The following is a 14,795-nucleotide window of genomic DNA, read 5'->3' as shown; positions in this document are numbered from 1 at the left end:
GTCGTCACCGCGGAGCGGTGCGCGAGCGACGTGACCGCAGGAGCGCCACCACGGCGACCACGACGCCTACCAGAAACAGCACGCCGCCTACCGCAAGTACCCACACCAGCGCCGCGGATATCCCCGAAGAGGTGGAACTGCTGCTGTCTGGCACGGCCAGTTCGACGGGTTCCCGGTCGGCGGCGGTGAACAGGACGTCGCCGTCGAGGCCGGCCCACCGGTCAGGTGAGCTACGCAGCCACTCGAGCGTGCGGTCGAGTTCCCCCGGCACACCCGTGGAGCCGGCGACGACCAGTTGCCGTTTCCCGTCGAACGATGTTTGCAGCGAAGCGAAGTCGATCGGTGCCCCCAGGGTGACCGCCGCGGATTCGTCGGTCGACGGGTCCGTGAGCTCGAGCGTGGTGTCGTCGGTGCGTTCGAGTGGCAGCGGCACACTGTCGGGCAGAGCGCCGTCGGCCGCGATGAGTATGGCGGGCTTACCGGACTCGATTGCCTCGTCCAGGGACACCCAGTGGGGGTCGAGTTGGATGGTGGTCAGCGACTGCAGTCCTGTGACGACGGCTACCGCGCGGGCAGTGTCGTCGAACCCACCGACCGTGCCTGCGACGTCGACGCCCGGCAGCAACGACTGCGGCAGGGACTGGAAGCCTGTCGGGTTCGGCGTTTTCGACGGTTCGCTGGTGACCTCGCTGTCGGGGTCGATGGTGAGAGTGACGGGTTGCTCTGTGCCGCAGTGGTTGGTGGCACCGGTGGTGTTCAAGACGACGGTGAGGGTGGTGACCCGGCGCAGGGCGTCGTCGGGGACGTCGATCCAGCGGTCGATGACTCCACTGGGTTCGGCCGCCCAGCTGTCGAGCGTGTACTCGCCTGCGGTCACCGAGAGGAGCCCGCTTCGGTCCTCGGGCAGTGGGGTGTACGAGCCTTGCAGGTTGACCCGCAACGATCCCGACGCCCGGCCGAGTCGGCTCTGATCCACGCCCACGGCCACCTCTGCCCGCCCGCTGGAGGTGGCGACGAGGTTCGTTTGGCCGAGATTCCGCAAGGTGGTGGAGGTGGGAGCAAGTATCGGCGGACGATCCATCGACCCGGCGATGGCGCGGGCGTCGACGGCCACCGCAGCGACCTTGCTGGTGACCAGTCGAACCTGATCCTGCAGGGTGGCGTTGTCTCCGTTGAGGCGTAAGGCCGAACCGCCTCCGGGCAGGGGAACCAATTCTGTTGCGGGCTCGCCGCTCTCCCGGATGATCACCGACCGCTCGAACGGGCCGCCGGAGGCAGGCAGCAATGGCAGGCCCTCCGGTAGTTTTCGGACGTCGACGCGCACGGGCTGGGCGCCGTAGTACGCGACCACCGCCCCGGCGAGGTCGAGGGCGGCGGCGCTCTCGGTTTCGGTGGGGTCGCCAGGAATGTAGAGGACGAGCTGCTGCAGAACCGGCGGCAGGAAGTCGGCCACCACAGCCGGATCTGCGGGTGCGCCGCTGTAGCGGACCGTGACGTCCCGCAGGGTGAGGCCGCGGCTCGCCCACGCCTCGGGGCAGAAGTTGTCGATCGGGATGAGCGTGCTGCGCACGGTGACCGCCACCGCCTGATCCGTGATCTCGGCGCCGGTGAGCGGAATCGATATAGGCGCGGTGGCAGCGGGAGCACCGGGAAGATCCACCCGGGCCAGCGAACGGTCCGCCGATTCGACGTCGATCCAGGCACGTCCCACGTTGCCCGGAAGATCGGCCACCGCCTCGAGTGACGTGGGGGTGAGACCCTGTGGGACGGGCACCGTGACGGTGACCTCGTCCTGATTGCCCTGGAACGGAACGACATCACCGAAACCGAGTGCGCGGGAACCGAGGGTCACCGAATCGGCGGGTGCCGGCTGGTTCACCGGGTCCTGCGCGTATGCAACCGGCATCGGCAGGAGGACGAGTCCGCACGCGGCCAGTACGGCAACGAGTCGGGCAACACGCGGTCGTGCGGGCACTGCGACGGGCATCGGCGACTCTTTCGGTGCAGGACGAATCAGTAGGTAGGGCATACGGTACAAATGGGACGTCCGTGCAGGACGCTACCCTGTGACCTCATACCCTGACCTACCGAACCTGAACCACCACCTCGCCGAACGTTGTTCCACCGGGGCGGAGTGTGAGCCTCCGAGGGCCGTTACCCGCGATGAACGGGCGCACGACCGTACGGTTGCCGAACGGCGGGGCTGCTCGGTGCGGCGGGGATCGGTTTGGTGACCGGGGAGGCGTCCAACGTGAATGTGCTTCCGTAGTGCGCCAACTCGAGCGGCTCGCCGGAGATCAGCCGGTACGTCGCCACCAGCTGATGGACGTCGACGTGAATTTTGCTGCCGCGCACGGTCATGCGGAACGATAGTCGCGTCAACTGCGGCGGGAGCCGGGGTGCGAATGTCACGTCACCGTCGTGGTCCCGCATGCCGCCGAATCCGGCGACACAGGCCGTCCAGGTGCCGGCCAACGAGGCGATGTGGAGTCCGTTCTCCACGTTGGCGTGGAGGTCGTGGAGATCGGTGAGTGCGGCCTCGGCCAGGTAGTCGTAGGCGAGTTGCAGGTGCCCGACCTCCGCGGCCATCACCGCCTGGACGCACGCCGACAGGGACGAGTCGCGGACGGTGAGCGCCTCGTAGTAGGCGAAATTGGCGATCTTCTGCTCGGTGGTGAAGGCATCACCCCGCAAATACATCGCCAGGACCAGGTCTGCCTGTTTGACCACCTGTTTGCGGTACAGGTCGAAGTACGGGTAGTTCAGGAGCAGGGGATAGTGCTCGGGCGGAGTGCCCTCGAAATCCCACTCGTCGTGATGGGTGAAGCCCTCGGACTGCTGATGCACGCCCAGTGCGGCGTCGTACGGAATGCGCATGTGCTCGGCCGAGTCCCGCCACCGTGCCGCTTCCTCGTCGTCGACGCCGAGCTCGCGCGCCTTTGCAGGTCGTCGCTCACACGCGGTGGCCGCGTCGCGCAGGTTCTTCTGCGCCATGAGATTGGTGAACACGTTGTTGTCGGCGATGGCCGTGTATTCGTCGGGCCCGGTGACACCGTCGATGCGGAATTCGCCGCGTGAATTGTGGTGGCCCAGGGTGGCCCACAACCGTGCCGTCTCGACCAGCAGTTCGAGCCCGCATTCGTCCTCGAACTCGGCGTCGTGGGTGGCGGCCAGATACCGCGACGTCGCCACCGCCACATCGGCGCCCACATGGAACGCTGCGGTTCCGGCGGGCCAGTAGCCGGAACACTCGTCGCCGGTGATCGACCGCCACGGGAAGACGGCACCGCCCTGGCCGAGTTGCAGGGCCCGCCGCTTCGCCTTGTCCAGGGTGGAATGGCGCCAGCGCAGGGCGTCGCGGGCCGAGTCGGGCACGGTGTAGGTGAGCAGCGGCAGCACGAACGTCTCGGTGTCCCAGAACGCGTGCCCGTCATAGCCGGGACCGGTCAGGCCCTTCGCCGGAATGGCGCGCGACTCACCGCGTGCGCCGGCCTGGAGCACGTGGAAGAGGGCGAAGCGCACCGCCTGCTGGAGTTCCGCGTCACCGTCGATCTCCACATCCGCGGTTTCCCAGAAGTCGTCGAGGTATTCGCGTTGGCGGCGCAGCAGCTCGTCCCACCCGGTTTCGAGGGCGCCGGCGAGGGCACCCTCGACCTGCCCGCGCAATGCGGGTGTGGACCGCCGGGCTGACCAGCCGTAGGCCAGATACTTGGTGACCCGTAGTCGTTGTCCGCTCGGCACATCGGCGGCGACGGTGAGGCGGGCGAGGTCTTTCTCGGTCTCGATGCCGCAGCGGGCACCTGCCGGGAGGTCGATCTCGTGGTCCATGCCTGCGGCCATGCGCAGTCCCGAACTTCGGGTGTGGTGGGCGAGTACGGCTCGGAAGTCGTGGGCGGCGGCGAAATCGGAGATCAGCGGGTTGTCCAGGGCTGCGGCGACTCTCGGGTCGTCCGTCCGGGCCGGGATCGGCTCGTTCGCCAGGAGGTCCGATTGCATGACGAGTTCGATGTCCCCGTCGAGTGGTTCCACCTCGTAGTGGATGGCGGCGATCGCACGGGAGGTGAACGACACCAGCCGCTCCGAATGGATACGCACTCGTCGGCCGGTCGGGGAGGTCCATTCGGTGGTGCGGCGCAGTGTGCCGGACCGGAAGTCGAGCACCCGCTCGTGGTGTGTGGCACGGCCGTACCGCATGTCCAGTGGTTCGTCCTGTACCAGCAACCGGATGATGCTGCCGTCGGTGACGTTGACTACCGTCTGGCCGTCTTCGGGATAGCCGTAACCGGCCTCGGCGTAGGGCAGCGGGCGTTGCTCGTAGAAACCGTTCAGGTAGGTGCCGGGCAGGCCTCGTGGTTCACCCTCCTCGAAGGTGCCCCGAATACCGATGTGTCCGTTGGAGAGAGCGAAGGTCGACTCGGTGGCGTGGAGTGCCTGCAGGTCCAGTCCGCGCCAGCGCAGCTGCCACGGCGAGATCTCGTAGCCCTTGTCGTCTGCCATGCTCACCTTTCCAGCAGTTCGGCCAGGTCGTTGACCACTACGTCGGCGCCGTGCTCGCGGAGGGCTTCGGCTTGATCGTTGCGGTTCACGCCGACAACGAATCCGAACTCACCGGCGCGTCCCGCTTCCACCCCGGACAGGGCGTCCTCGAACACGGCCGCCTGATCGGGATGCACGTTGAGGGCGCGCGCTGCGGCGAGGAAGGAATCCGGTGCAGGCTTGCCGCGGAGTTCCTGATCGCGGATCACCACGCCGTCGATGCGCACGTGCACATATCGGCTGAGATCGGCGGCGTCGAGGACTTGCTTTCCGTTCGCCGACGACGTGACCACCGCGATCTTCAAGCCGGCGTCGTACGCGGACTTGATGTATCGCACCGAACCGGGGTAGGGGCTGACCCCCTCCTCGTCGATCACCCGCAGAAGGCGGACGTTCTTGGTGTTGCCGACACCGTTCACCGTCTCGGCGCCCGCCGGATCGTCGGGGAGTCCCTCCGGCAGCGTGATCGCGCGGGAGGCGAGGAAGGTGCGCACCCCGTCGGCGCGGGGCCGGCCGTCGACATAGTCGTAGTAGTCCTGGTCGGTGAACGGCCGGAAATTCGGGCCCTCGCGATGCTTCAGAAACTCGTCGAACGTGCGTTTCCAGGCTTTGCGGTGCAGCACCGCCGTGCCGGTCAGCACGCCGTCGAGATCGAACAAGCAGGCCGAGATCGCATCAGGCAGTCCCATCACCTTCTCGACGGTACCGCCGTCGTCGGTGGTTTCGCCGAGGCGCGCGCGGGTGTCGGCGGATCGGAATCGGGTCGGTCTCGATTTCGGCCGAAACCGGACAAACCATACCGTTCGGACTGTAGGTTCCGCCGTGACCGGTAAATAGATGTGCAAACGAAGGAGTTGTCCTTGAAACGCTTGGTGGTAACCGCGGCAAGTTGCGCACTCCTCACCTTGTCGGCGTGCGGATCCGACACCGAACCGACACCGACCTCCGAAACCTCCAGTTCCACCACCAAGGCCACGACGACCTCGGCCACCTCGACGACGAAGACCTCGGAGTCGGTCCCGCCCGCCGTGCCGCCCGGGTCGAACGACGGTGGCGGCGGTGCGCCTGGCGCAGGGTCGGGCGGCGGTGGCGGGCAAGCCCCCGCCGCCGGTCAGCCGGCGCCCGTGAATCCACCGCCCGCAGTCGTCGCGCCGCCGCCGGCGCCGGTGATCCCGCCACCGCCCGTCGTGCCGCCGCCGGTGGTGCCGCCGCCCGCGGAGGGCGAGGATCCGCCGCCGGTCGAGGGTGAGGACCCGCCGGTGGAGGGTGAAGATCCTCCGGTCGAGGGTGAGGACCCGCCGGTGGAGGGCGAGGATCCTCCGGTCGAGGGTGAAGACCCGCCTGCCGAGGGCGGTAACTGAGGCGCCTCTTCGACGACGCACCCTTCCCACGGATACGCATGAATCATGCCGTGTCTGGGAAGGGTGCGTCAGAGTCTTTACGAACCGTTGACGTCGTCTTCCGCACCAGAGAGCCCTGGCAGCCCTACTTTGCCTCCAGGTCTTCCCTAAGCGGCACCGGCAGCTGCTGGCCGAGGCGCAGCCGGAGTCGTGATCTTCTGATTGACCAGCATGTTGAGTGAGACACCCTGCTCCTCGGCTTCGATCGCCAGGGTCCGGTGCACCTGCGGGGACGTGCGGACCATGAACTTGCCGCTGTAGGGCCGATCCGCAATCGGGACTGGTGGTTGCTCGCCGGTCAGCGTCATGTCCTCGAGCACTTCACGGACGACGCCGATGACACCGTCGAGTGCTTCGGCCTGTGTTTCCGCCAGCCAGGACAACGACGGGAATTCGACGACGGCCCCGACGAATTCGCCGTCGTCCTCCGACCAGGTCACCCGATAGGTGTAGTGCGATGCGTCAGGCATTCTCGGCCTCCTTCGTGAGCTTGTCGTATGCGGTGACGACCTGGCCGACCTGATAAGCCGGTGTCGCAGCAGAAGTTGAACAGCTCGGTATACGTCACGCTCTGCGGACCTCATCCTCGCGATCAACTTCGCTTGTTTCGACCCCGATAGTATCGCCAGCGATACCACTCAGGTAGGTGCGCGTACTGCTCATTGCTCGTGGCGGAACCGTGATCATGCGACGCGCCGATGTGCGCTCGAACGTACCTTCGCGCCCACCTCGGGTCGGCCGATCGGGGGACAGAAAGTTCCACCCGAATGGCGCCCGATCGGTGGACAGACTCCGACCGGCAACGGCGGGAGAGTTGTGCCATGCGCTAGCGCGCATCGGATCACTCATCCTCGTGGACAGGAACACCCGTCATGGCACCCATTTCCGACATCCGGGCGGCGCGGTGCCGTCGATCGCGGCGCGTGCTGTTCGTCGGCAATCCCACTCGACATTCGGACGTGTCGCAGTGGGCGATGGTCCGGCAGTGGGTCGTTCTTCAGGGACTCGAACCGATCCGGTCTTTCGGCGACGACGTGCTCTGCGTAATCGTGACCGAGGACGTGCTCGACGGCCGGTGCTCGTCGGCGGAGTCGCTCGTCGTGCGGCAGGCCCGGGACAACGCTGTGCCCTGCATCAGCGTCCACGACACCACCACGATCTGGCATACGACGGCCCGGGTGCGAGCCCGTATGTCACTCTCGAACGGGATGCCGCGGGAAGGTGCGTGAAACCGGGTGTATTTCCTGTTCACGGCGGTTTTGGAAGGTTTCGGCGCGGGCACTCCCACGGTGGGGAACCGTTTCGTTCTTGGAGGTGAATGAGTCATGTCGACGACATCCGGAATGTCGATCGAGAGACACCCCGACATTGCTGCATTGCGCGATCGCTACGACAGAGTCGCGGAGAGGCCCGTCACGCAGGTGGCCGAGGGTCTGATGTTCATTGCGGCGCTGTATGTGGCGGCGTCGCCGTGGATCGTGGGCTTCGGCGATCAAATGGGGCTGGCGATGTGCAACCTGATCGCGGGCATCGCTGTTGCCCTGCTCGCGGTGGGATTCACATCGGCTTACGGCCGCACCCACGGGATGACCTTCGTCGCGCCGTTGCTGGGTCTGTGGATGATCGTCAGCCCGTGGCTGGTGGCCGACGTCAGCACGACCACAGGCATGATCTGGTCGAACGTGATCGGTGGCGCCATCGTGTGCCTGCTCGGTCTCGGTGTCACAGCGATGGGGATGCGCGAAGACCGCGGAGACCGCATGAAGTAACTGGTCGACTACGTACGAAAGGAAATCCGGAGACAGCGCCCGCCCACTAACGGCGGGCGCTGCCGCCTGTGTGCGGGCTTTCTCAGAGCCGCCGGCGGAGGAGGCTTCGCGGCAGTGGGGGATTCTCAGCGGTTGAGGAACGCGTCGTGGTCCGCGTGGGCGCGTTTGATGAGCTCCATCAGCGCGGTCTCCTCGCGCACCATCTTCTTGAACTTGGGGTCGAGGCTCTTGAGCTGCTGCTCCTCCTTGACCAGCTTGCTGTAGATCCGTTCGCGCTCGTCGGCATCTGCCGTGTAGTCGAGATCGACGTAGTTCGTCGCATGGCGGCGGGCGCCCGCGATCGCCGACTGGGCCCTGCCCTTTTGACTCGACAGGGAGGCGATGACGGTAATGACCAGGACCCCGATGATCACACCGAGGGACACCGTGGTGCTCACTTCCACCACGTCGACGGGCTCGCCGTCGTTGACGAACGGCAGGTTGTTCTCGTGCAGCGCGTGCAGGATCAGCTTGACGCCGATGAAGCCCAGGATTGCCGCAAGCCCGAACGAGAGGTAGATGAGACGGTCCAGCAGCCCGTCGAGCAGGAAGTACAGCTGCCGAAGACCCATCAGGGAGAACACGGTGGCCGTGAAGACGATATAGACGTTCTGGGTGAGGCCGAAGATCGCTGGGATGGAGTCGAGGGCGAACAAGATATCGGTGCCACCGATGGCGACCATCACCAACAGCATCGGCGTCATGGCCCGCTTGCCGTTCTCGATGGTGAACAGCTTGTCGCCGTCGTAGTGCTCGGTGGTGTGCATGAACTTCTTCGCGATCCGGATGATGAAGTTGTCGGCCGAGTGGGACTCTTCGGACTCGGGGCGAAGCATGTTGCCGGCGGTGATGAGCAGGATGAGGCCGAAGAAGTAGAACACCCAGGCGAATGAGTTGATCAGCGCGGCACCGAGGAATATGAACGCGGTGCGAGCGAAGATCGAGAACACGATGCCGAACAGCAGCACCTTCTGCTGGTCTTCTCGTGGCACCCGGAAGCTGGACATGATGATGAGGAAGACGAACAGGTTGTCGACGGAAAGCGCCTTCTCCGTCACGTAACCGGCGAAGTACTCCGACCCCATGGTGGCGCCACCGAAGATCAGGACAACCACGCCGAACAGGAGCGCGAGGCCCACGTAGATCGACGACCAGATCGCCGCTTCCCGGAGGGTCGGAACGTGGGCATGGCGGACGTGGAAGAAGTAGTCGAACGCGAGCAGAGCGACGATCACGACGATCGTCAGGCCCCAGGCAAGCGGAGTTACATGCATCGTCTCTGCCTTCCAGCCGGGAACGCGGTTGCTGTCGTCAGCCTAACCGCGGACTACCCGGTCGGCAGGGACGTTCGTCAGGCGACCTTGCCGTCGGGTGGTTCGGTCTCGAGGCCGTCACCGGACGTCGGCTCCTCGCAGACCGGAACGGCACCTAATCCAAATTATGCCCCGGCTTTCGCGGACACCGGGATCACGTACAACCCTGATGATTCGGTCGCAACGGTGACGGAGAACGGGGTCACCACGTCGTACACGTACAACCCGCACGGCACCGTGGCCACGGACACCCGAGCTGGCGTGACCCGTACGTACACGTAGACCGATGGAAACCTGACCGGAATCGAGGCCGTCTGATAGATCCCGTAACCCTCGGCATGGCCAAGGCCGACGCCAAGCGGAAGTACGCACCCGTCTCGGTGATCCGTGAGATCCCGCTGGTCCGCTCGATCGTGGCCGAGCTGGTCGACGGGAACGTGTGGGCCACCGATGCGCGCAGCGGCCGACGCAATCAGATCACTGACGGGCTGACGATCACCGCTGGACCCACGGTCGCCGGTGAGGGAATCGTTTTCACCTCGACCGAAGACGGGCCCCAGTGGGTTCACATTTCCGGTGGCGACGCCCGTGACGCCGCAGCGGACTACACAGCGATGGCAGGGTTCGGCTCATCCACCATGAACGGCCTGCACTCCCGACTGGGCGCAGTGGCGTCGGCATACGGCGCATTCTTCTGACAGGGCGGCGGGTCCGGCCAGCTGATCCAGCACATCGCCGCCCGCATCGGATCGCGGCCCGCACAACTCAACGCCTTCACCATCGCCGCCGGCACCACGCCGGTCACCGTCACCTGCCCGAATCTCCCGGCCGCAGCGAACGGTGCATTCTCGTTCCTCTGCACGGTCAACGGAATCGAGGGCACACTCGCGAAGGCGAGCGGTGGGTCCGCTCCGGTGACGTTCACGCGCACCGTTGCCGGTTCCGCCACCGCAGTCCCCGCGCTCACACCCGCGCTGCCCGTGTTCGACCGCGACTACCGCCAGGGTGTCTGCGTCATCAACCTCGGCAAGAACGACGCCACCGGACAGACTGGCGCGCTGAGCATGGATGAGGTCATCGAGATCGCGGACGCCGCGCACGACTACCTCGGCCCGTTGTCCCGCCCAATCCTCGTGCTGGGTCACTTCGTGGATACGAACACCCCCGTGGTGTCGGCGGTCCGCGACAACGTGCGGCTCCTCAACGACCACTTCTCGCACCGGTACGGCGGCCGGTTCCTCGACGTCGGGGCATACCTCACCTCGGCGCAGGTGTGGGTCAATTCCGGAATCACACCAACGTCGACGGACCTTGCTCAGCAGGCGATCGGCAACAAGCCGCCCAACCTCTCATCCGACGACCTGCACCTGAACGGTGCCGGCAACGATGTGGTCCGCACGCTGATCAAGTCCAAGCTCGATGAGCTGGCGTGGTTCCCGCCGCAGTCCGTCGAGCTGGTGGCCGACGACTTTAACCGCGCCAACGGGGCACCCGGCTTCACCAGTGTCGGCAACCGGGCGTGGGCGGACATCTCCGGGAACTGGGCCATCGCCTCTAACCAGCTGCCGGCATCCGCCCTCACCGGAACGTCACCGTTGCTCGTGGAGACCAGCGCATCCGACGAGACGATCGGGGCGACCCTCGCCGCGGTTGGTTCCACGGCGGCGACAGCGCAAGGTGGGCTAATCGTCCGTGGTTCGGATGCGAGTAGCTACTTCTGGTTGACCACCCGGGTGAGCGGTTCGACCGCCGGTTACCGCTTCTACCGCCTCCAGGCTGGCACGGCCACCGCCGTGGGCACGCAGACAGCTACCACCCCGGTGGCAGGTGCCCGCCTCAAGATCGTCGCGGACGGGCCGCTGCTGATCGGCTACGCCGATGGTGTCGAGGTCGTTGGGGTCACCGATGCCACGTTCAACGAGACGGCAACGCTGGCCGAAATCCTAGGCGCAACAGGGGACTGGCGTCCCGGTGGGACGACTTCGCTCGGGCCGCTTAGCTCACCTGCGAGGGCACTCGGATTTGTTCGGGTGCCCTCGCCTTCTCGGTGGCACGGGTTGCCACCCCCAGCCCGACCAGGAGCAATGCCAGGTAGGAGATCGGCAGGGTATCTATGACCGACCCGGTAATCCCCATCGCCAGCAGGCCCACCGCGGAAACGACGGCGACCTGCCCCTGCGCGTCCTTCAACGTGAGCCGCCGCAGCACTGCGACTGCCAGGAATAGGACCAGACCGAGACCGATCAGACCTCCCTCGACAGCGAACTTCAACAGCAGGTTGTGCGGGGTGACGTGCTGTGCGGAGATCCCGAAAAAGCTGCCCAGGGTGTCACCCGCTGACCCGGATCCCCAGCCGTAGAACGGCGACGACAACACCAGATCTCGACCCTCCAGCCATTCCGGGATGCGGTTCTGGAACCGACCGTCGGTGGAGTATCCCGAGATGGAGTCGACGGTCGTGGTCAAATTCCCGCTGCTGTAGGTCATCACCGCGAACGCCGAGACACAACCCACCGCCAGGAGATACAGCCGCTTGGTTCGCACTGCGCCCGACGCTGATGCGAAGACCGCAACAGCGAGTACCAGCGCGATCGCCACGTACGCGCTGCGCACATAGGTGAAATACGTTGCGAGGACGCCGATGGCCAGGGCCAGGAGCGCTGTCCTTGGATGCTGCTTGCGGCGGATCAGCGCCCACCCGATCAGCAGGATGCCAGCGGCGGCCACGTGGAACGGCCCGGAGAATAATCCCTGTAGCCGTTCCTCACCGCGGTACAGAGCGGTGTACTTGTCCGCCGCCCTCGGCACCAGCTCGGCGATCTCCGGGATGAAGAAGTACCCGACGAGAGAGATTGCAGCAGCCAATGCCACGAGCCTCACGACGAGGACTTCCACCTTTGGCACCAGCGCGGGCTTGATAGCGCAGCCCAGGACGATCCCGCCCAGCGCGAGCACCGTTTTCCGGAAGCCCAGCATGCCGACATCAAAGCTCGGAATGTTCGGATGGAAGATGAGCAGAGCCCAGTAGGCGGTGACCAGTCCGCACGCGAGCACCACGATCCCGGCCCGGCGTTCATCCTTCGGTGTCAGCAGCCACATGATGTAGCCGATTACCAGCCCGACGATCTGAAGATACAGGCCGATGCTGCCCGGGACGATCGAGCTGAAGGTGAACACGGTCAAGAACAGAATCAGCGGACGCGGTAACGCCGTAGCCGGCCACGGCGCAACGAACCACACCAGGATCGCGAGCGCACCGAGGATGACGAATGCGCCGGTAGTCGAGTTCAGCAACGCCAGAGTTTGGCTGCCCATGCGAGATCTTCCTGCCGAAGGGGATTAACACTCACTCACATAGGAGCGTCTTCTTGAGCCAGCCGGGCGTGCTCGTTGCTGCAGAACACCGCCCCGGGTGGCCGATAGCCCTGGTGCGCGGGCACGACGATCGGGCATTGCTCCCCGTCGAGGTCGGCGTATTGGCACTGGTGTTGCACATCTTCGGTGACCCGCTCGTACTGATCGTCGGGGGTGGTCAGCGCAGCAAGAAACTTTTTGAGAATTCCGGGCATGTGAAGCATCATCCCGTACCGCCCGGTCTGCGCAAATCGGTCGCCCGAATGACGCATCGTTTCGTCCGAGTCGCAAGTGGTGAAGCGGCCTGTATTCTCCCTCGGGACCGGAGGGGAATCGCATGGGATCGATCAGCACGTCGTTCAATCGACGAAAAAACAGCTTGAACTTCATTCGACTGGTGTTCGCGCTTGCCGTGATCGTCTCGCACACCTGGCCGCTGACTGGCGCCGGACCTGAGCCGATGCTCGGCGACATGACACTTGGCCATTGTTCTGTCGCAGGGTTCTTCGCGATCTCTGGATACCTCATCACGGCCAGTCGCATGAATGACGATTCCACGCTGCGATACCTATGGCGAAGAGTGCTTCGGATCTACCCGGCGTATTGGGTTTGCATTGCCCTCGTGGGCTTGGTCGCCGCACCAGCGGTTTGGTACGTGAGTGGCCACGGGGGGCTCGGCGTCTACACCCGCACGGACGGTGGGTTGGCGTACATCGTTAAGAACGCCACGCTCTTCCGGGGGCAGGCGGACGTTGCGGGAACAACCATCGACGGGTTCCCGCATGCTGGCGAGTGGAACGGGTCGTTGTGGTCGCTGCCCTTCGAGTTCGCCTGCTACGTCATCGTCGCGGTGCTGGGTGTCACAGCAGGGCTACGGAAGACGAAGGTGCCCCTGTATGTCACCGCGGTGGCACTACTGATCCTGAACATCATCTACCAGTACGGGCCTCTGGAGATCGACAGCTACTACATCTCGCGCTTCCTGACGTTCGGATTGTTCTTCTTCGGCGGTGCCGTGCTGTGGGCTTTGTCGGACCGGCTGCCACTGACGTGGATTCTCGCGGCAGCCTCTGCGGTCGCGATGGTTGTGTTTGCCTGGTTGGGAGTGACTGAGATTCTCTCGGCGCTCCCGCTCGCTTACCTCTGCATCTGGCTCGGCGACGTGCTGCCGCTCGACTCGGTCGGATCGGTCAACGATATTTCTTACGGCGTCTACCTCTACGCATTTCCCATCCAACAGCTCTTGGTCTTCGCTGGGCTGCGATATGGCGGACCGTGGTTCTTCGCGTTCATAGCCGCGCTGTCCTCTGTTGTCGTTGCGTACGCGAGCTGCAAGTTAATCGAGCAACCCGCGCTCCGGTTGAAATCATGGACACCGACACGCCGTCCGCGGAACCCGCAGCCTGGGGAGACTCCGGTTGGGGCAGGTGAGGTATTCACCCGCCCATAAACCCACACAGTGCCCCGCACGACGGAAGTCCGAGCTTCGCAGAGTAGGGGCTTTCGTCCTGTATGGACCACGGAACAATCTGGAGTCGAGGTTGTCACCGAGCGGATCCGCGTATCGGATAGACCGGATCGGAGCCCCGGTCATATCGAAAGCGACCGCACCCTTCACGCCTGAATGAGTTGGACATCGTCGCGCCGTTTGCTCTCCGGGAAGACGGTCCGCAATCGTGGTGTCACGGCCAGCCTCTGGCTTGCCGCTGTAGTCGTTGCGTCTTGCGGATGGCACCTGCACCGGACCGGTCGACGGGCGTCACCAATTTGACCACAGGGTGACGCTGGCTCGGTGACAGGTTACGGGCCAATGCTCGCCGTGCATAGAATCGTTCAAAGTGCGCGGCGAATGCTACACGGAAGTTCAGACATCGGATTGACGCTCCGGGAACGGGATCGAGAGGCTCGTTGACATCTAAAGACTCCGATATCGATCAAGTGTTCGCGATCGACACCTACCCGTCACCGAGTTGCTCATGTAGTGAAACGTCCGATCTGCCACATGTGTGATTACTGCCAGGTCGACCGCGGCCTTCCGGCAGGTAGTTCCCGTAGCTAGCGGCGAATCCCGGCTCGAGCCGTCGGTCGATACCTCGTATGCAAGAAAATACCGAAGGTCTAAATAATGACTCTTTGTCCGCCGCCCAATCAGGATTGCGGCCCGCCGAAGCCGAATCTGACTACCTTTCCGGCAGTTTCTCCGTTCACCGGCACGTATTCACAGACCAATTTCGGTGTCGAAGGTCCCCGGGGTCTGATGAAATGCCACGTGTTCTACTGCGGCACTTGGCCGTTGCGGTTGCGATGTTCGGCTGGTCGTGTAGAAAGAACGAGTGCCCGACAGGGTGCAGATCGAGAGTTCCCCGCCAACCGCCTCGACAGGA

General features: G+C 64.8%; 12 protein-coding genes. 5 read left to right on the top strand and 7 right to left on the bottom strand.

Going from position 1 to position 14,795, the window contains the following annotated elements; genetic code table 11:
- Positions 1-4 precede the first annotated feature (4 nt).
- The 3 genes from ACH49N_RS20035 to ACH49N_RS20025 all read right to left on the bottom strand — a co-directional run bounded on the left by ACH49N_RS20035 (position 5) and on the right by ACH49N_RS20025 (position 5,225).
- Positions 5-1,987 (bottom strand): hypothetical protein, encoded by a 1,983-nt coding sequence (locus ACH49N_RS20035; RefSeq protein WP_358273758.1) that lies wholly within the window; start codon positions 1,985-1,987, stop codon positions 5-7.
- Positions 1,988-2,154: 167 nt separating this feature from the next.
- Positions 2,155-4,497 carry a glycosyl hydrolase family 65 protein gene (locus ACH49N_RS20030; protein WP_358273756.1) on the bottom strand — a complete coding sequence of 781 codons (2,343 nt, stop codon included), beginning with the start codon at positions 4,495-4,497 and terminating at the stop codon, positions 2,155-2,157.
- Positions 4,498-4,499: 2 nt separating this feature from the next.
- Positions 4,500-5,225, bottom strand: a complete 726-nt coding sequence (locus ACH49N_RS20025) for an HAD family phosphatase (RefSeq protein WP_159927452.1) — start codon at positions 5,223-5,225, stop codon at positions 4,500-4,502.
- Between the two features lie 171 nt (positions 5,226-5,396).
- Here ACH49N_RS20025 and ACH49N_RS20020 point away from each other — a divergent pair, with 171 nt between their 5' ends.
- Positions 5,397-5,897: a chromosome condensation regulator RCC1 gene (locus ACH49N_RS20020; RefSeq protein ID WP_358273754.1), complete on the top strand. Its 501-nt coding sequence runs from the start codon at positions 5,397-5,399 to the stop codon at positions 5,895-5,897.
- 146 nt (positions 5,898-6,043) lie between these two features.
- Here ACH49N_RS20020 and ACH49N_RS20015 read toward each other — a convergent pair whose 3' ends face one another.
- Entirely contained in the window at positions 6,044-6,406 is a 363-nt protein-coding gene (locus ACH49N_RS20015; protein WP_358273752.1) for a type II toxin-antitoxin system HicB family antitoxin, read from the bottom strand.
- A gap of 402 nt (positions 6,407-6,808) precedes the next feature.
- Between ACH49N_RS20015 and ACH49N_RS20010 the strand changes: the two genes are divergently transcribed.
- Positions 6,809-7,165 carry a hypothetical protein gene (locus ACH49N_RS20010; RefSeq protein WP_358273750.1) on the top strand — a complete coding sequence of 119 codons (357 nt, stop codon included), beginning with the start codon at positions 6,809-6,811 and terminating at the stop codon, positions 7,163-7,165.
- A gap of 96 nt (positions 7,166-7,261) precedes the next feature.
- Positions 7,262-7,705 (top strand): SPW repeat protein, encoded by a 444-nt coding sequence (locus ACH49N_RS20005; protein ID WP_250776909.1) that lies wholly within the window; start codon positions 7,262-7,264, stop codon positions 7,703-7,705.
- Positions 7,706-7,830: 125 nt separating this feature from the next.
- Here ACH49N_RS20005 and ACH49N_RS20000 read toward each other — a convergent pair whose 3' ends face one another.
- Positions 7,831-9,018, bottom strand: coding sequence for a TerC family protein (locus ACH49N_RS20000; RefSeq protein ID WP_358273748.1), 1,188 nt, complete (start codon positions 9,016-9,018; stop codon positions 7,831-7,833).
- Positions 9,019-9,395: 377 nt separating this feature from the next.
- On the opposite strand from ACH49N_RS20000, the gene ACH49N_RS19995 reads away from it, so the two are divergent.
- A complete protein-coding gene (locus ACH49N_RS19995; RefSeq protein ID WP_358273746.1) occupies positions 9,396-9,755 on the top strand; it encodes a hypothetical protein in 360 nt (119 codons plus the stop codon).
- A gap of 1,297 nt (positions 9,756-11,052) precedes the next feature.
- Here the strand turns inward: ACH49N_RS19995 and ACH49N_RS19990 are convergent.
- On the bottom strand, positions 11,053-12,372 hold the full coding sequence (locus ACH49N_RS19990) for an O-antigen ligase family protein (protein WP_358273745.1): 1,320 nt from the start codon (positions 12,370-12,372) through the stop codon (positions 11,053-11,055).
- Between the two features lie 35 nt (positions 12,373-12,407).
- On the bottom strand, positions 12,408-12,626 hold the full coding sequence (locus tag ACH49N_RS19985) for a hypothetical protein (protein ID WP_358273743.1): 219 nt from the start codon (positions 12,624-12,626) through the stop codon (positions 12,408-12,410).
- A gap of 122 nt (positions 12,627-12,748) precedes the next feature.
- Between ACH49N_RS19985 and ACH49N_RS19980 the strand changes: the two genes are divergently transcribed.
- Entirely contained in the window at positions 12,749-13,861 is a 1,113-nt protein-coding gene (locus tag ACH49N_RS19980; protein ID WP_358273742.1) for an acyltransferase, read from the top strand.
- The last annotated feature ends 934 nt before the right edge of the window (positions 13,862-14,795 follow it).

Origin of the sequence: Rhodococcus sp. NPDC019647 (assembly GCF_044389235.1) — a bacterium.
GTDB classification, from domain to species: Bacteria; Actinomycetota; Actinomycetes; order Mycobacteriales; family Mycobacteriaceae; genus Rhodococcus_F; species Rhodococcus_F oxybenzonivorans.
The sequence above is the reverse complement of the archived record's forward strand: the minus strand, read 5'-3'. Positions and strand labels throughout refer to the sequence as shown.